The organism is uncultured Pseudoteredinibacter sp. (assembly GCF_947500695.1).
GTDB lineage: Bacteria > Pseudomonadota > Gammaproteobacteria > Pseudomonadales > Cellvibrionaceae > Pseudoteredinibacter.
The window spans coordinates 624,762-641,249 of the sequence record NZ_CANMSS010000002.1; the positions used below are offsets into that span (position 1 = coordinate 624,762).

At 45.7% G+C, this 16,488-nt stretch carries 14 protein-coding genes and 1 tRNA gene; 12 read left to right on the forward strand and 3 right to left on the reverse strand.

The genetic code is table 11. The features are described from left to right. The first annotated feature begins 11 nt into the window (after nt 1-11). Complete coding sequence (locus tag Q1A08_RS06350; protein ID WP_299771112.1) at nt 12-419, forward strand: carboxymuconolactone decarboxylase family protein; 408 nt, start codon at nt 12-14, stop codon at nt 417-419. Next, on the forward strand, nt 406-1,164 hold the full coding sequence (locus Q1A08_RS06355) for a helix-turn-helix domain-containing protein (protein WP_299770978.1): 759 nt from the start codon (nt 406-408) through the stop codon (nt 1,162-1,164). Before Q1A08_RS06350 ends, Q1A08_RS06355 begins: the two co-directional genes overlap by 14 nt. A gap of 120 nt (nt 1,165-1,284) precedes the next feature. Here Q1A08_RS06355 and Q1A08_RS06360 read toward each other — a convergent pair whose 3' ends face one another. Then, entirely contained in the window at nt 1,285-2,175 is an 891-nt protein-coding gene (locus tag Q1A08_RS06360; protein WP_299770980.1) for a LysR family transcriptional regulator, read from the reverse strand. Nucleotides 2,176-2,294: 119 nt separating this feature from the next. On the opposite strand from Q1A08_RS06360, the gene Q1A08_RS06365 reads away from it, so the two are divergent. Further along, entirely contained in the window at nt 2,295-3,149 is an 855-nt protein-coding gene (locus Q1A08_RS06365) for an SDR family oxidoreductase (RefSeq protein WP_299770982.1), read from the forward strand. Between the two features lie 359 nt (nt 3,150-3,508). Here the strand turns inward: Q1A08_RS06365 and Q1A08_RS06370 are convergent. After that, nucleotides 3,509-3,585 (reverse strand) — tRNA-Arg (locus Q1A08_RS06370). 198 nt (nt 3,586-3,783) lie between these two features. Here Q1A08_RS06370 and Q1A08_RS06375 point away from each other — a divergent pair. The 3 genes from Q1A08_RS06375 (at nt 3,784) to Q1A08_RS06385 (ending at nt 7,972) form a co-directional block, all read left to right on the forward strand. Continuing rightward, entirely contained in the window at nt 3,784-4,410 is a 627-nt protein-coding gene (locus Q1A08_RS06375) for a bifunctional 4-hydroxy-2-oxoglutarate aldolase/2-dehydro-3-deoxy-phosphogluconate aldolase (RefSeq protein WP_299770984.1), read from the forward strand. Nucleotides 4,411-4,801: 391 nt separating this feature from the next. Beyond that, nucleotides 4,802-7,099: a TonB-dependent receptor gene (locus Q1A08_RS06380; RefSeq protein WP_299770986.1), complete on the forward strand. Its 2,298-nt coding sequence runs from the start codon at nt 4,802-4,804 to the stop codon at nt 7,097-7,099. Between the two features lie 96 nt (nt 7,100-7,195). Beyond that, nucleotides 7,196-7,972 (forward strand): SDR family NAD(P)-dependent oxidoreductase, encoded by a 777-nt coding sequence (locus Q1A08_RS06385; RefSeq protein WP_299770988.1) that lies wholly within the window; start codon nt 7,196-7,198, stop codon nt 7,970-7,972. Between the two features lie 18 nt (nt 7,973-7,990). Here Q1A08_RS06385 and Q1A08_RS06390 read toward each other — a convergent pair whose 3' ends face one another. Then, complete coding sequence (locus Q1A08_RS06390; RefSeq protein ID WP_299770990.1) at nt 7,991-8,710, reverse strand: FadR/GntR family transcriptional regulator; 720 nt, start codon at nt 8,708-8,710, stop codon at nt 7,991-7,993. Between the two features lie 349 nt (nt 8,711-9,059). Between Q1A08_RS06390 and Q1A08_RS06395 the strand changes: the two genes are divergently transcribed. The 6 genes from Q1A08_RS06395 (at nt 9,060) to Q1A08_RS06420 (ending at nt 16,475) form a co-directional block, all read left to right on the forward strand. Further along, on the forward strand, nt 9,060-10,643 hold the full coding sequence (locus Q1A08_RS06395; protein WP_299770992.1) for an NAD(P)/FAD-dependent oxidoreductase: 1,584 nt from the start codon (nt 9,060-9,062) through the stop codon (nt 10,641-10,643). 55 nt (nt 10,644-10,698) lie between these two features. Then, on the forward strand, nt 10,699-11,853 hold the full coding sequence (locus Q1A08_RS06400; protein ID WP_299770994.1) for a nitrilase-related carbon-nitrogen hydrolase: 1,155 nt from the start codon (nt 10,699-10,701) through the stop codon (nt 11,851-11,853). Between the two features lie 8 nt (nt 11,854-11,861). Beyond that, nucleotides 11,862-12,116, forward strand: coding sequence for a hypothetical protein (locus Q1A08_RS06405; protein ID WP_299770996.1), 255 nt, complete (start codon nt 11,862-11,864; stop codon nt 12,114-12,116). Between the two features lie 39 nt (nt 12,117-12,155). Then, complete coding sequence (locus Q1A08_RS06410; RefSeq protein ID WP_299770998.1) at nt 12,156-13,793, forward strand: thiamine pyrophosphate-dependent enzyme; 1,638 nt, start codon at nt 12,156-12,158, stop codon at nt 13,791-13,793. Between the two features lie 92 nt (nt 13,794-13,885). Continuing rightward, nucleotides 13,886-14,971 (forward strand): histidinol-phosphate transaminase, encoded by a 1,086-nt coding sequence (gene hisC, locus Q1A08_RS06415; RefSeq protein WP_299771000.1) that lies wholly within the window; start codon nt 13,886-13,888, stop codon nt 14,969-14,971. Between the two features lies 1 nt (nt 14,972). Next, nucleotides 14,973-16,475, forward strand: a complete 1,503-nt coding sequence (locus Q1A08_RS06420; RefSeq protein WP_299771002.1) for an aldehyde dehydrogenase family protein — start codon at nt 14,973-14,975, stop codon at nt 16,473-16,475. Nucleotides 16,476-16,488: the final 13 nt, after the last annotated feature.

A 16,488-nucleotide genomic window follows, 5' to 3' on the forward strand; every position in this document is an offset into this window, starting at 1 on the left:
TACAAATCCTAATGAATCTAGAGGAGTATTTAAAAAATCAATTTATACGATCAAACACAGTTCCAATAATCACTTGGGAATTAGTGAAACTTAGAATTTCCCAGATTAATCAATGTGCGTTCTGTACGGATATGCATGGGAAAGAACTCGTAAAGCTGAATGTAGACATGCAGCGGATTATTGGCCTGTCTGCATGGGGTGAAATGCCTTATTACTCTGAGACTGAAAGGGCCGCATTGCTCTTGGCAGAGAAGTTGACCTGTGAAGGCGATATTGACAGCGATAACTTTTCCCGTATAGCGGGGTGTTTAGGTGAAAGGGAGATGGTCGATTTGGCGGTAGCTATAAATGCAGTTAATAGCTGGAATCGAATCGCAAAGACGTTTCAACTAGAGGTAGGTAGCTATGAACCAGGATGATTCATTTAGGCTTTTGATTTCAAGTCCTAAATCGTCTATATCTTCACTAGTTCAAGGAATTTGGTCGGCATCTGTATTGGGTGGAGTTGGGATCGAGAAAACTCTTTATGCTGATGCATGTAGTGGAATCATTTTTAACTTGGCTGGAAATATCGCTATTGGTGAAAATCTTTTTCCAGAGGGAATAGTGGCATTACCTGTTAAAAGTAGAGCCGATAACATGGTTTTATTTGAAGGGGCTAGGGTAGCAGGTATTCGATTTCACCCTGGGGGTGGGTTTGCATTTGCTGGAAAGCACTTCGATAGGCCGACACTATTAAGTCATGGGGATAGTGAAGAATATTGTGTTCATCAGCTTTATAGTAAGCTGAAGAGTATAGATAATTTAGAGAATTCTATTCAATATATAAGTGATTGGGCGGTCGGGAGGTTGGCGAATGTTACTCCTCTGCCTAAAAGTCTGGATAGGGCGTTGAAGTCAATAAGCTTGTTTGGGGATTTGTCGGAATTGAACGCTTGTGTTGATATAAGCCATCGACAGGTGGAGCGCTTATTTAAGGCTTGGGTGGCGGTGACGCCAAAACAATATCAGAGGATACTGAGGGTCAAAAGAACAATACATTTTCTGCGTTTAAATGAAAATGTGAAGCTGTCAGATGTTGCACAAAATTTTGGCTATAGTGACCAGGCTCATATGAATAGGGAGTTCAGGGAAATAGCCAGTACTACTCCTCGACATCTTTGACTAGTAAGGTTGCCTATGATTTTTTATAGTTGATTGTGTCACTATTTTGAAACCGGCACTTTGAGCAATGAAGGCGCAATACAGGCTGTCTATAATTATATGTCGTTGGATACTAAAAATTTAGCTTTCCAGTCTTTCAGATAAGAAATCTACGAATGTGCGCACTTTTGGTGCAAGCCTAGCTTTGCTAGGAAACACAGCTTGTACAGGTGTGCTGGAAGGAATTAGTTGATAGTTATCCAAGACGATTACCAACTCTTTATTTTTTAGCTCCGTTTGTACCATCCATTTAGGGAGCATAACAACACCTTGGCTCGCCAATGCCAGCTTTTTCAGAAAGCTAAGGCTATTTGCCTTTATGGGACTTTCTATTGAAACCTTATAAATTTCAAGATCTTTTTTAAACATCCAAGCAATCCTACCTTGTCTTACTTGAAAGGATAGGCAGCGATGAGACGTTAGTCCTTCAGGGTTTTTGGGCGCTCCATTCTTTGATAGGTATAAGGGGCTTGCACATAGGATCGATTGGCTTGTGGTGAGCTTTTTAGATATCAAGCTCGAATCGTCAAGGTGGCCAATCCGAATGGCCATGTCCATTCCGCTTTCCACAATATCAGTAATATTTGAATTCAAAACTATTCGGAGGTTTATCTCAGGGTGGAGTTCACAAAACTCGGGCAATAAAGGTGCAACGAATTCCTGTGAAAAATCAGATTCCATTGCGATATAGAGTGTTCCTTTTGGAGAGTTTCCAAGTTGGCCTATAACTTCTCTGGCCTCCTCCATATCCCTAGAAAGTCTTAGCGCATAGTCATAGAAAACTGCACCAGCTTCAGTAAGAGATTGCTTTCGGGTAGTTCGTTGAAATAGCTTGGCGTCCAGTTCCTGCTCTAGGGAGCTGATCTGCCTTGATACTGAGGAGGGCATCAAATCAACTTCCCTAGCAGCAGCGGAAATGCTTCCCAACTGAACTACACGAACAAACAAATCTATAGGTAAAGTACTTTTCATTTGTGCAGAGCCTGCATAAATCCTTTGCGTGATCGCCGGTTTTTAACACATTTCTATCAGGTAATCTACGGGTCACAACTTTGTTTTCATCCCAACCATTTATTTGTAAGGAAAATTCTATGTCAAAGACAATTTTAATAACCGGGGCATCAACGGGCTTTGGTCATCTAAGTGCGGTAAGACTTGCAGAGCAAGGTCACAGAGTATTTGCTTCAATGCGTTCACCAACTACGAAAAACAGCTCTCACGCGAAAGCGCTAGAGAGCTATGGAGTCAATGTAATAGAGCTGGATGTCACATGTAATCAATCGATACAAGCTGCTGTCGAACTAGTGCTGCAAAAATCGGGTAGGTTAGATGTTCTGGTTAACAATGCAGGGATTGCCGCAGCGGGAGTATCGGAGGCCTTCTCCGACGATCAGCTCAAGGAACTTTTTGATATCAATGTTTTCGGCGTTCAGCGAATGATGCGCTCGGCACTGCCGGCAATGCGGAAACAAAAATCAGGGCTTATTATTAATGTAGGCTCCATCTTGGGGCGCGTAACCTTTCCGTTTTTTGGACTGTATGGTGCGAGTAAGTTTGCACTAGAGGCCTTAACGGAAAGCTACAGATACGAGTTGTCACAGTTGGGGGTAGAGTGTGTACTAATTCAACCGAGCGCATTTCCGACATCAATGTACAGCAGTGCCAAACAGCCTAATGATATGAATCGTGTAGCGCAATATGGTGAAATAGGGTCTATTCCTGAGGCTATGTTTGCACAATTTATGGCTGCATTTGAGTCTTCGGGTGCACCTGATCCTATAGATGTTGCAGTGGGTATTCGAGAGCTAGTAGCAATGCCTCAAGGGACGCGCCCAGATAGAGTTACTATAGGCGCAGACTACGGCTCCAAGTCTATTAATGAGTTTACCGCGACAGTTCAGCGAGGAGTAGTAGAGCAACTTGGTCTTGAGCTCTTATGTAAATAGCTATTGCTGTGGCAATTGCAGAAATTTAATGTTGTTTGGTCATGTGACGTTTTTTAATGGCGTCACTTGTAACCCGCGCATTGTTATTGTGTTACATGGGTAACGGGGACAAGTGCCAATAATTTAAATTAATCGATTTATCAGGGATAAGGAGTGTTGAGGGTAGTTATTTCGGATAAGCCTTTATTGCATAAAGTAGTGGAGTGGCTCAGATGTAATTTAACGCCGAGGGTTCTACTTGGTGGCTGAGTTGGATGACAAAGTAAAACTGGTTAGTGAGAAAAGGGAGCATTTGATAGCTATATTGATGGGGGTAATGCCTCAAAGTGCTTGCTTGTTTGAGATACGCTAGAGGAAAATGGCCCACCCTAGAGGATTCGAACCTCTGGCCTTCGCCTCCGGAGGGCGACGCTCTATCCAGCTGAGCTAAGGGTGGTTTATGGTGTTTGCATTGTCAGGCAGGAGGCGCATTTTATAGTTTGCCTTGCTAATAGGCAAGGTAGTGACGGTAACGGCTGATGCTTATTGTTTGTTAGAATCCTATCTTAGATTGTTGCTAGTTCGACATTGCCATATAGACTTAATCATGGGATTAATTTAAATTTGTCCCATGATTAAACAAGAGAAGTTTGAGATGTCTGAAATAGAATCCATTATGCGGCGCTCGCCGGTCATTCCTGTCATTGTGATTAACGATCCGAAAGATGCGGTTCCTCTCGCCAAGGCTTTGGTTGCGGGCGGCCTATCAGTGTTAGAGGTGACATTGCGTACCGAGCATGCGCTACAGGCAATCGCGGATATCAAGCGAGAGGTAGCCGGTGCGGTTGTTGGTGCGGGCACGGTAATCAGCGCCGATGATGTTGCAAGATCCATTGCTGCTGGGGCCGAGTTTTTGGTGAGCCCGGGTTCGGCGCCAAGAATGCTGGATGCCGCTCTGCAGTGCTCAGTGCCCTTATTACCAGGGGTTAGCAGTGCGTCTGAAGTTATGGCTCTGATGGAAAAGGGCTTGCGCTATATGAAATTCTTCCCGGCTGAGCAGAGCGGTGGGGCCAAGTATCTGGCTGCGCTTAATGGCCCCTTGGCGGATGTGCAGTTTTGCCCTACAGGCGGGATCAATCCAGCAAATGCCAATGATTACCTCTTGCTGCCGAATGTTCTTTGTGTGGGCGGATCCTGGATGATGGATAAGGCGGCAATTGCCAATAAAGACTGGCAGCTCATCGAGTCCCTTGCTCGCGAAGCTGCTAATTTGTCACTGTAAATTTCCACTCACTATGATCATGGGGTGCCTGCTCAATGGCACCTTTTGACGCCTTATCCTAAAAAGTTCTCTTTTTGTCTTTATTAATGGGACTATTGAAAAATAGTGTCCGAATAAGGATGTTTTCCAAATAAATCTTTGTTTTTCAGTTGCTTATGGTAAAAAAGTGCTCATTTTTAGGCTGTTCGGCCGTCTCAATTACGCCAATTAATGGGATTTAATTGGATTAAAAAGGGTTGCAATTATATTAAGATGGGATTAAATTTTGGTTTCAACTGCTTTAGAGCCTATTTTGTAGCCAAGCTGCAGCAATAGAGTAATAATCATGGGATTAATCTGAGCAGCTGCCGTTTGCAAGATAAAGCCAATAATTAGAATAGAGAGTGAAGAGATGAACAGACGTAGTCTTAGCATGAAGCCTTTGGCGGCAAGCATTGCATTGATGACCGTGGCTGGTGCTACGCTGGCACAGGAAGATGCCTCTGCTGGAGAAGAACTTACCCTTGAAGAGATTGTGGTTACGGCCCAGCGTCGTGAGCAGTCTTTGCAAGAGGTACCTATCAGTGTTACTGCTTTCTCTGCTGAAAGCCTTCAGAAAAACAATATTACTGAAGCGCGTGATTATTTAAGTGTTGCCCCAAATGTTGGCTTTAGTGATGACGGTGGTTCAGGTAGTCGCAGTATCAACATTAGTATTCGTGGTGTAAGTAATGTTGGTTTGGGTGAGGTAAGTACTGCCAACTCTATCGGTTTTTATATTGATGAATTGAATGTGGGAAGTGTTTCTAATGGCACCATTAACCCGCAGCTGCAAGATATGGAACGTATCGAAGTGTTGCGTGGCCCGCAAGGAACCTATTTTGGGCGTAATGCGCTTGGTGGCGCCCTAAACATAAGTACAAAATTACCTGACGAGAATTTTTACGCGGAAGTCTCAGCAAATGCCGGTAACTTTTCTACCTACGGCGGTGAGGCCATCGTTAATGCTCCGCTGTCTGATCAGCTGATGTTACGAGCGGTATATTCTTATCAAGAGTCCGATGGCTTTGTTGATAATGTTAACTCTGTGGGTAATGACAACGGTTATGAGCATAACTCTGCGCGTGTAGCACTTCGCTATTTGCCGAGTGATAGAATGACAGTTGATTTGTCCTATACATACACCGATGAGAAAGAGGGTGGTGATATTAGTGTGCCTTCAGGTGTATTGGATCAAGATACCCAGAGTATTTTTGGTTCAAGCTTTGTGGCGATCAATGAGTTGGGCTTTTATCCTCAAAACGACGATAAGGTAACGCGTGATCTTAAAGAGCGTAATGAAAACGCTTTCTCAATTAGCAATCTTCGCGTGGCCTATGATTTTGACAACTTTACATTTAAGTCCATTACTGGCCTGGTAAAAAGCGACTCTGAAAGAGATTTTGATCAAGATGGAACTAGTCTTGATGTGTTGCGTCGATTTAATGAATATTCTGGCGATTCTTTTTCACAGGAGTTTCGATTGCAGTCTACCACGGGGGAAGCTCTCGATTGGACGGTAGGCGTTTTTTACGCGGATGATGAGATTGAGCAGTTTAACTCTATTCAGGCAGGTGCTGATGGAAGTTATACAAATCCAGTGACAGGTGAAGTTATTGGTCTATTGCCGCCAATTCCTGCTGGTTTCCGTATTAATGAAAACAACCGCGTTTTTAAAACCAAAAGCAAAGCTGTGTTTGGTGAGGCGGTGTGGCACTTGAGTGATCAGTGGGATATCACGCTTGGCGGTCGTTATACAGAAGATACCATTAATAACCGCGCCTTTGATGTTGTTGCCTTCGAAGGTGCTGTGCCGGATTCTGGCGGAAAGGCGAAGTTTGAAAACTTTTCTCCAAAATTTGTTGCTAAGTATACCCACAGCGATGAATTCAATGTGTATGCATCGATTTCACAGGGTTATAAGGCAGGTGGTGTAGATTTTACTCGCAGTGGCGATATTACAAATTTTGACCCTGAAGAGCTAACCAGTTATGAGCTTGGCTTTAAATCTGAGTTGGCCGATGGTCGCGTACGTCTCTCCGCGGCTGTTTTCCAACTGGATTGGAAGGATCTTCAGGTTCAATCTAACTTCCTTGCTGTGCCTGGCGATATTAGCTCGGCCGTCGAGAAAACGCTAAATGCAGCTGAAGCTTCGGCAAGTGGTGCGGAGTTTGAGTTAACGGCCTTATTGAGTGAAGGATTGGTAGCCAGCTTCGCGGCAGGTTACCTGGATACCGAGTTTGATAAATTTGATAATGCGTTGATTAAGGGTAACTCTACCCAAATCGATCTCACGGGGCAGTCACTGCCCATGACGCCGGAATTAACGGCCAGTGCGGCATTAGACTATGGATTCTCCCTTGGTGACTTGGAAGCATTTGTACGTGGCGAGTGGAGCTATCGCAGTGAGGCTGCAAGCAATTTGGAGGCTGTTGCTTCTGAAGCTGGCTTGCTGAGTCTGCCGTCCTTCCCTTATCAGGTAGATGCTTATGATGTCGTCAATTTACGCGCAGGCGTAGAAGCTGAGGACTGGAAGCTTAATGCTTTTATTGAGAATGTTCTTGGCGAAGATTACTACACCGGTACCGGTGATGGCTTTGGTTTGTCGGGTATTCGATTGAAGCCACACCCACGCGTTGTTGGTATGAAATTCACCTATATGTTTAAGTAAATTTGGGTTTGTAAACATAGCTCGGTGGATGTGTCCTGCTTGAGGCAGCTTTTAGCTGCCTTTTTTTGTGCCTACTGAAAACAAAAAGGATTGGAGATGAAGGCTGAGGCAAAGTTACTTGTAGTTACCGGTTGCGGCGGCGGTCTTGGTGCTAAGCTGCTGGCGAATTTCCTGGATCAAGGTTTTCATGTGCTGGCGGTGATTAGGGATGCATCTCAGTTGAATGAAGAGGCTCAGGCTCACCTTGGTAATCGCTTGAATGTTTTGGAGCTTGATTTGGCTTCTGTGGGGGCGGGACGACAAATAGCCTTGAAGGTGTCGAGCTTACTGAATGCTGGCCTGTCTTTGGATGCTGTGCTTTTCAATGCGGCAGTTCATTATGGTTCGGCTGTGGAGTCTATGGATCTTGATCGAGCCCGTGACATCATGGATGTAAATTTTTATTCGGTGTTGAGTGCGGCTCAATGTTTGATTCCCATACTCAAAAAGCAAGGTTTTGGGAAGCTACTGGCAATCAGTTCTTTGTCGGCACATATTGGTTTGGAAAATGATGCTATTTACAGCGCAAGTAAGGCGGCCTTGGAGAGGTTGTTTGAATGCCTGGATGTGGAACTGGCGCCGCTTGGTATATCTGTGGGAATAGTGATACCGGGGGCATTTTATTCGGGTTTGATTAAAGGCTCGATGGATTATTCACAAGAGAAGGTGGCCGCTCTAAATGAGGTGGTAGTGGCGGTGAGTAATTTCATTGCCGACGATCTTGATGGTTTCGCTCGGCCAGGAAACCAGCAGGCCAAGGTTGTGCTGGGTGTCCTATCCGGGAAAACAGCAAAGGAACGCCAACAGTTGGCGCGTAGCTGGTCTTGCTTATAGGGTTGTTTGGCGAAAGCTCTAACCTTCGCCTTCAAAGTGACTACGGTTCTGATCAAGCATGGCAACTGTCAGGCTGTGGGCTGTCTTAGCTTTACCAGAAGCAATTGCCCAAGCGATCTGGTGATGGCGCTCCAAATCCTCGCGGTTGGTTTCCTCGCTCTGTACTTCACCTTGGCGCATGTGAGCGCGTAAGTAAGTGGAGATAGCGTGTTTAAAGTGGCTCAGTACGTTGTTATGCGAAGCCTTTAATATAGCAGTGTGAAAATCAATATTGGCCTCTAGGCGTTTTTCTTGATCAATCCCAGCGTTGGCCATGGCTTCGTACGCAGAGAGTATTTCAGCAACATCTTTCTTGTCGCCGCGCCGTGCTGCGAGTTCGGCAGCTTTGGGTTCAATGATTCTGCGCAGCTCAATAAGGTCGAGCATAAACTCCTTGGTGGCGGTTTCTGGATCCGCATGCCAGGCCAGTACATCTGGATCGAGCATATTCCAGTCGCTGCGTGGGCGAACTTTTGTTCCGCTACGCGGTGCAGTGGAGATTAAGCCTTTGCCGGAAAGCACCTTAACGGCTTCACGCAACGCATTACGTCCCACACTCAAATTGGCGGCTAATTCTTGCTCGATCGCCAATGTACTTCCCTCTGGATAGGTGCCATTGGCGATGCGGGAGCCGAGCGTGTTAACGGCAGCATTCACTTGGCCGCGCGCATTTTTCCGTGGAGCTTCTTGGGTAGACATTTTCGTCCTTATATCTGCAGAGGCGAGGGGTGATTCTACCTAAAGAAGCATTGTTTTCCTAATCAAAAAGCATTTAATGGGATTATAGTGTGGATTTTTCTTTAGGTGTTCGTTTGTTTATCTCTTTGGCTGTTAGTGTTGTTTATTCACTATAAATGCATATAAAACAAGAGTTTATGGCTGTCATTCGGAGAATATTTCTGTTCCTAGCACATAAATATAATTTAATTTAATCATGGGATTATTGACTTATAATGGGATTATTATTAAATTTGTTTCATTGTAAATACGAATACTGCCCTTGCTTGTTTGTTGTGGGGGTAGCTTAAAGAGAGTTGGTGGAGGTCTTATGTCAGACTACGATGTGATAATTGCTGGGGGTGGCCATAATGGGCTGATATGTGCCTCGCTATTGGTTAAGAACGGATTAAAAGTTCTTGTTGCGGAGCGCAATGATTGGGTTGGCGGTGGGGCGCTTACTCGTGAGCTAACCTTACCTGGTTTCAAACATGACCCCTTCGGCTCTTCTCATGTATGGATCCACCTCAATCCAGATTTTCAAGAGCTTAAGCCAGAGCTCGAAAAGCACGGTTTAAAATACATCTGGTCTGATGATCAAATTACCGGCCACCCAAATAAATACGAAGGCGATGGCATCATCGTTTATAAAGATGTCGACAAAACCTGTGCCACCATTGCTGAATATTCCAAAAAAGATGCTCAACGCTATAAGGAAATCTACGAAGAGTTTGGCGAGATTCAAGACGGGGTGGTCAAGGGTATGTTCTCACCACCTGCGCCGCCGAGTTATATGTACCAGGGCTTGGAAAATAACCCACTTGGCTTAAAACGATTGCGTGACTATCAGTTGAGTTCGCGCCAATTTACTCTAGAGAATTTCGAAAATGATCATGTTCGGGCCTTTATTCTAGGCTGGGCTATGGCTCCTCAAACCTTGCCGGATCAACTTGGTACGGCCGCTGGTTTCTATGTGATGATTCCAAGTATTCACTACTTTGGGCAATCAATTCCTGAAGGTGGCAGTGGGATGTTGTCGGAATCCATGCGCCGATATATTGAGGCCAGTGGTAGCACTGTAATGACAGGTGTGACGGTTGAGAAATTTATTACCGAAAACGGTGAGTGCAAAGGTATTCGTTTGGATGATGGTCGAGATATTTTTGCTAAGCAAGGTGTGGTCAGTGCTCTAGATCCATTTCAAACCTATCTTAAGGGTTTCGACGATGATGAGTTGCCAAGCGGCTTTAAAGATATGGTGCGCAATTTCAGCTTTGGTGATATTACCATTGCGCGTGTTCACTACGCTATGAACGAGGCCCCAAATTTTAAGGGTGGCTCTGATATGAATGCAACGGCTTTCCAGCGTATGTTTGGTACCGTTGCTGATATCGACAAGCAATATCGCGAAATTGCCGCAGGCCAGGCACCGAGTGATCCATTTCTTTGGACGGCGGCATGGACTCAAATGGATCCAAGCCGTGCCCCAGAGGGTAAGCACACTCTGATTATGGATACCTTTGTACCGGTAGACCTCGCCAGTGGCGAAAACTGGGAAAAGATTGGTGCGGATTACTGTCGTAATAATCTTTTATCTCAGCTGCGCAACTACACCACTAACATGAGTGATGACAACATCCTGGCTGAATACGTTGAAACGGGTCCCTCCTTGGCACGTGCCAACTTATGCTTCAATCGTGGGGTAACCACGGGTGGAGAAAGAACTCTCGCCCAGATGGGTGCCTTCCGTCCTTTCCCGAACTACGCTGATTATCGCGGACCAGTGAAAAAATTCTACATGACAGGTCCTTCATGTCACCCCGGCGGCGGAATTTGTGGCATGGGAACAATTGCAGCGAATGAAATTCTTGCAGACCTAGGTTTGAAATCAGAAGACGACGACTTCGATTTTTAAGTATTGATTTTAGCCTAGCCATTACAAGTACATCGACTAAAAGACAGAATTTAATATGAAAGCAAAAAAAGTTGATCAATATACCGCGCTGATTATACAGCCTGAGGTAACCGTAGTTAACGATCGAGAAGGGATTCAAATGAATCTCGATCGGGTGAAAAACCTAATTCACTTTGGAGTGGGTTATCACTGGGAGATTCCGGTTCGCTTAGTGGTGCTGCCTGAGTACTTCATGCAGGGTGTTGGTACGCCAGGAAAAGGCGAAAGTAAAATTTCTGATCAGATGAAAAAGGCCGTAACTATTCCAGGTCCAGAGGTGGATCAATTGGGCGAGATCGCCAAGGAGTATGGTTTATACATTTGTGGTGGCGGCGTCGTTGAGCAGGTGCCAGAATTTCCTGATCGCTGGTTCAATACCAATTTTATTGTAGGGCCTTGCGGTAATGTCGTACTGAAATATCACAAATGGCATATCAATGCCTCCTTGGGTCTTGGCACCAGTCCGCACGATGTTTTCGATGAGTACTGCAAGCATTTCGGTGGAGGTATCAAAGATTTATTCCCGGTTATTGATACTGAAATTGGCAAGCTAGGTACCATGACCTGCCATGACGGTTGTACGCCAGAGGTTTCACGTGCACTAGGTTATAACGGGGCAGAAGTAATTTGCCACCCTGGAGCGATTCAAGAATTTGAAGGTGTTTCAGAGCCTTGGGATTTTTGGAAATTTACTCGTCGTGCTCGCGCACATGACAATATGTGTTATGTCCTAGGTTCTAACTGGGGCAGTGTAAATTACGACTACTATCCAAAAGCTTTTTGTCCAGGCCATTCTTTTGGTATCGACTATCGCGGCAACATGATGGTAGAAGCGCCTTATCCTAATGAGCAGGTGTTGGCGACAACTATCGACATCGAAGCGCTGCGTCAGTATCGAACCAAAACTAATCACAACAACTGGATTGATGTGCGAACCGAAGGGTTTCGTGAAATGTACACCAACTCAATCTATCCGCCTAATCGTTTTCCACCAGGTAAGCCTCCTAAGGCTCTGGTCGAGAAAATCAGTATTTGTAAGGAAGTTTATGACGACCTTTATGCGCGCGGACAGTTTACTCCGCCTGCAGGTATGGAGCCGGGAGATGTATCTAAGCAGTTGCAGGACCGAATTGATTATGCTCAGGCGACTGGGCGTTTAGCGAAAGGTTAGAGCTTACTATGAAAGTCAAAAGTAAATTGGCAGATATTGATTTTGAGTTTGGTCATTTCGAATATAAAAAAGATCATCTAATCATCCATAGCCATCCTGACCAATCAATGCAGAGCAAAGTGTATGTGAGCCCTGATGATGTGGTCTCCGCGTTGGGTAAGGCCATAAAGCTGCCAATGTTTTGGGCGTACATGATTGGCTTTCCGTTTTTCTTAATCCGCTATCGACGTCGTAAAGCGGCAAAGGCAAAAGCTAAATCATAGGTTTTTGCTTGATATTGTAAAAAATTTTGAGGTTTAAAAATGACTAAAATGACTGGCGGTGAAGCCATCGTTAAATCCCTACGGGAAAATGGTGTAGACACGGTATTTGCATTACCTGGTGGGCAGCTGGATTTCTTGTTTGATGCTATGTACAAAGAAGGCAGTGATCTGCGACTAATTCATACTCGTCATGAGCAAGCGACTGCATACATGGCTTATGGTTATGCAAAATCGACGGGCAAGGTAGGTACCTGTGCCGTGGTTCCTGGCCCGGGTTTGTTAAATGCAGCTGGCGCCTTATGTACGGCCTGGTCAAACTATGCGCCTGTTATGTGTATTTCAGGTCAAATCCCGTCGACCGCGATTGGTAAAGGTTACGGCGATCTGCATGAAATCGATGATCAGCTTGGGATGATTAGCCATATTACCAAGTGGGCATCTTCCATCGACCACCCAACTCAGGCACCTGAAAAAATTGCCGAAGCTTTTAAGCAGCTACAAAGCGGGTATCCGCGTCCGGTAGAAGTCGAAATGCCAATGGACATAATGGCATTGGAAGCTGAAGTGGAAATTCTCCCTGCGGTCAGTGAATACCATAAAACAGCCATTGATGCTGAACTAGTTTCGCAAGCTTGTGAAATACTAAAGCAAGCGAAAAAACCAATGATTGTGGTTGGTTCTGGTGCTTTGGAGGCCAGTGCCGAAGTTCTAGCTTTGGCGGAACAATTGCAGGCACCTGTAATGGCCTGTCGCAGCGGTAAAGGTATTGTAGATTCACGTAACTATTTAAGTGCTAATTTCCCAATGGGTCATCGTCTATGGGGTGAGGCCGATGCGGTAGTAGCTATTGGAACGCGTCTGAATTGGCCGCTAACCATGTGGGGCAAAGACGATAAACTTAAAATTATTCGTGTTGATGTTGATCCAACTCAGCTTGCACGAATTTGTGAGCCGGAAGTCGGAATTGTTGGTGATGCTGCAATGGCGGCTTCTGCCATTAGCGATCAGTTGGGTGATCATTCGGCGAGTAGCCGAGAAGCGGAGTTGAGCGAGCTAAAAGCTAAGGTCGACGCTGAGATACGAGAAAAAGTAGGCCCGCAAATGGCTTATCTCGATGTGATTCGTGAAGAGTTGCCAGAAGATGGCATCTTCGTTGATGAGGTAACACAGTGTGGTTTTGTGTCTTGGTATGGTTTTCCTGTCTACAAGCCGCGTCAGCATATCAGTGCTGGTTACCAGGGCACTCTAGGTTACGGTTATGCCACGGCGCTTGGTGTCATGGCGGGCAACATGGATAAGCGTGTTATTCAAATTAGCGGTGATGGTGGATTCATGTTCACCATGCAAGAACTGTCGACCGCTGTGCAATATCAACTGCCATTGGTGACGATCATTTTCAATGATAATCGCTTCACCAATGTTCAGCGTCAGCAAAAAGAATGGTTCGACGGTCGAGTGATCTGCTCGGATTTACATAACCCAGATTTTGTGAAAATGGCGGAAAGCTTCGGTGCTGCAGGCTTTAGGGCGCAAGATCCAGAAACCTTACGATCGGCTATTAAAAAGGCATATGAAGAAAAAGGCCCATCTATTATTGAGGTAGAGGTTAATGAGTTCTTCCCAGCGCCTTGGCCGTTTTTGATGATGCCGCAAAATCGTGAGTCTGTTTGTAAATAGTTATACGCGCTTGCGTGAGTGTAACAAGCTAAAGACAGTTGGGGCTGATCTAAGCAGAGCTGCCCCGATGTGATAATACTAAGAGTTAAATTATGACTAAGCTTAAGGCTGTACCTGGTGTAGAAAAATTAAGTCCATATGTACAGGGGCGGAGCAGTATCGAAGGTGTGGAAAAGCCTATCAAGCTGTCTTCTAATGAGTCGTCACACGGACCAGCGCCGTCGGCCATCAAGGCCTATCAAGAATGCCTGCCAGACTTAAACCGTTATCCTGATGGTAGCCAGTACCAGTTACGTAAAGCAATTGCTGATGTACACGATCTCGACCCAGATCGAATTATCTGCGGTAACGGTTCTGATGAACTTATTCAGTTAATGGTGCGTGCTTACGTAAATCCGGGTGATCAAGCGTTATTAAGTGAGAATGGTTTTATCATGACCAATATCCACTGTGTAGCGCAAGGGGCGGAATTGGTGATTGCTCCTGAGAAAAACTACCAAGTAGATGTTGATGCTCTACTAGAGCGTGTGACGGAAAAAACTAAGTTTTGCTCGATTGCTAACCCTAATAATCCCACTGGAACCTTTATTAGTAAGTCTGAGCTTCGCCGCCTACACGCTGGCCTGCCGGCGGATTGCTTGCTACTCATTGATGATGCCTACGCTGAATATGTATGGGATGAAGATTACGAAGATGGTTCGGCATTGGTTGATGAGTTTGAGAATGTTGTAATGACTCGAACCTTCTCAAAAATATATGGTTTACCCTCGGTAAGAATCGGCTGGGCCTATTGTCCAAGTTCAGTAGTGAGTGTTGTTGGTCGTATTCGTACGCCGTTTAATACCAATGGACCGGCATTGGCAGCGGCTGCGGCAGCTGTTAGAGATGTAGACTATACGGCACAGATTAAGGCACATAACAAAAAGTCTTTGAAGCATATATCCGAGCAGGTAAGTGCGATGGGCATTGATATTGTTCCAAGCCAAACAAACTTTTACTTACTGAAGTTTCCGGAATCAGCGGGCAAGAGCGGCAGTGCTGCTGCTGACTACCTGCAGTCTAAGGGCATTATTCCAAGGCCTGCGGGTGGCTCTGATCAGTATCTTCGCATCAGCGTGGGACTCGACGAAGAGAATGCTGCAGTGATAACTGCATTGCGTGAATATATGGGAGCCTAGAGTGAGTAAAGCCTACCAACAGTCAGAAGCTATCAAGCAGCGTCTGGAGCAAGTGCAAGGGCACTTTATCGCAGGCCATTGGCTGCGTGAAAACCAGCAAGCTACCAGCGATGTACACAACCCCTCTACTGGCGCTGTTATTAGCCAGGCTATTTGCGCAACGGTCGTCGAAGTCGATCAGGCTGTCGCTGCAGCACGTAGTAGTTTTGATGATGAGCGTTGGTCGGGCCTCACCCCAGCAGCGAGAGCAAAAGTGCTATGGCGAATAGCCGATTTGATGGAAGCCGAGCAGGCTGAATTGGCTGAACTAGAAATGCTCGACGCTGGTAAGTTTTATGCGTCCGCAGAACAAGGTGAGGTTGCCTTTGCTGCGGAGTGTTTTCGATATTTTGCGGGTTGGTGCACCAAAATCGACGGTGCAACTAAGCAAATTTCATCTGGCCCTAGTAACGAGTTTCATGTCTACAGCCGTAGAGAGCCCATTGGCGTAGCCGCACTTATTGTTCCTTGGAATGGACCATTAGTGCAGGCCGCTTGGAAAATCGCGCCGGCGCTTGCTGCTGGGTGCAGCTGTGTTTTGAAGCCAGCTCAGGAAACGCCTTTATCCACTTTGAAGCTAGCAGAAATCATCCAGCAGGCAGGGTTACCAGATGGTGTGCTGAACGTAGTTTTGGGGGATGGCCCCCAAATTGGAGGGCATCTCGCAGCACATTATGATGTCGATAAAGTTTCCTTTACCGGCTCTACTGTTGTTGGCAAAAAAATCATCGATGCCGCGAAAGGTAATTTGAAAAAAGTGTCTTTAGAGTTAGGTGGAAAATCACCAATGGTGGTATTTCCCGATGCCAATTTGCAAGATGCTGCCGAGGGTGCGATCTCGGCAATATTTTCAAACGCGGGTCAAGTATGTGTCGCAGGCTCAAGGCTCTATGTGCATAAATCTGTTTATTCAAAGTTACTGCCACTTATTCAAGAGAAGGCGGAAGCTATCAAAGTTGGCTCCGCATTGGATCCAGATATGGACATGGGACCCATGATTTCCATGCGCCAGTTGGATTCCGTGCTTGAAAAAATCACTCGAGCTGAAACCCAAGGGGCTCGCCTTTTATGTGGCGGCAAACGGGTAAGGGTGAGTGAGAATGGCGGCGGATATTTTGTAGAGCCAACGATATTCGTTGATGTCGATGCGGGTATGGATATCGCTACCGAAGAAGTTTTCGGCCCAGTTTTATCGGTGTTCGCTTTTGATGATGACGACGATATTGTGGCTTTAGCCAATGACAGTGAGTATGGCTTGGCGGCGAGTATTTGGACCAAAGATATTGCTTTGGCTCATAAAACCGCGGCCAAAATCAAAGCGGGTTTGTTGTGGGTAAACTGCCACGGCATTCCCGATATGGCCGTGCCATTTGGTGGCTACAAACAATCAGGTTGGGGGCGTGAAAACGGCTACGAAGCCCTATTGCAATACACTGAACAAAAATCAGTGATTGTGCGACTTTAGAGGATGTGAGGTA

Coding starts and splice junctions, on each gene's coding strand:
- Q1A08_RS06350 (WP_299771112.1), top strand. CDS start 12: ATGAATCTAGAGGAGTATTTAAAAAATCAATTTATACGATCAAACACA.
- Q1A08_RS06355 (WP_299770978.1), top strand. CDS start 406: ATGAACCAGGATGATTCATTTAGGCTTTTGATTTCAAGTCCTAAATCG.
- Q1A08_RS06360 (WP_299770980.1), bottom strand. CDS start 2,175: ATGAAAAGTACTTTACCTATAGATTTGTTTGTTCGTGTAGTTCAGTTG.
- Q1A08_RS06365 (WP_299770982.1), top strand. CDS start 2,295: ATGTCAAAGACAATTTTAATAACCGGGGCATCAACGGGCTTTGGTCAT.
- Q1A08_RS06375 (WP_299770984.1), top strand. CDS start 3,784: ATGTCTGAAATAGAATCCATTATGCGGCGCTCGCCGGTCATTCCTGTC.
- Q1A08_RS06380 (WP_299770986.1), top strand. CDS start 4,802: ATGAACAGACGTAGTCTTAGCATGAAGCCTTTGGCGGCAAGCATTGCA.
- Q1A08_RS06385 (WP_299770988.1), top strand. CDS start 7,196: ATGAAGGCTGAGGCAAAGTTACTTGTAGTTACCGGTTGCGGCGGCGGT.
- Q1A08_RS06390 (WP_299770990.1), bottom strand. CDS start 8,710: ATGTCTACCCAAGAAGCTCCACGGAAAAATGCGCGCGGCCAAGTGAAT.
- Q1A08_RS06395 (WP_299770992.1), top strand. CDS start 9,060: ATGTCAGACTACGATGTGATAATTGCTGGGGGTGGCCATAATGGGCTG.
- Q1A08_RS06400 (WP_299770994.1), top strand. CDS start 10,699: ATGAAAGCAAAAAAAGTTGATCAATATACCGCGCTGATTATACAGCCT.
- Q1A08_RS06405 (WP_299770996.1), top strand. CDS start 11,862: ATGAAAGTCAAAAGTAAATTGGCAGATATTGATTTTGAGTTTGGTCAT.
- Q1A08_RS06410 (WP_299770998.1), top strand. CDS start 12,156: ATGACTAAAATGACTGGCGGTGAAGCCATCGTTAAATCCCTACGGGAA.
- hisC (WP_299771000.1), top strand. CDS start 13,886: ATGACTAAGCTTAAGGCTGTACCTGGTGTAGAAAAATTAAGTCCATAT.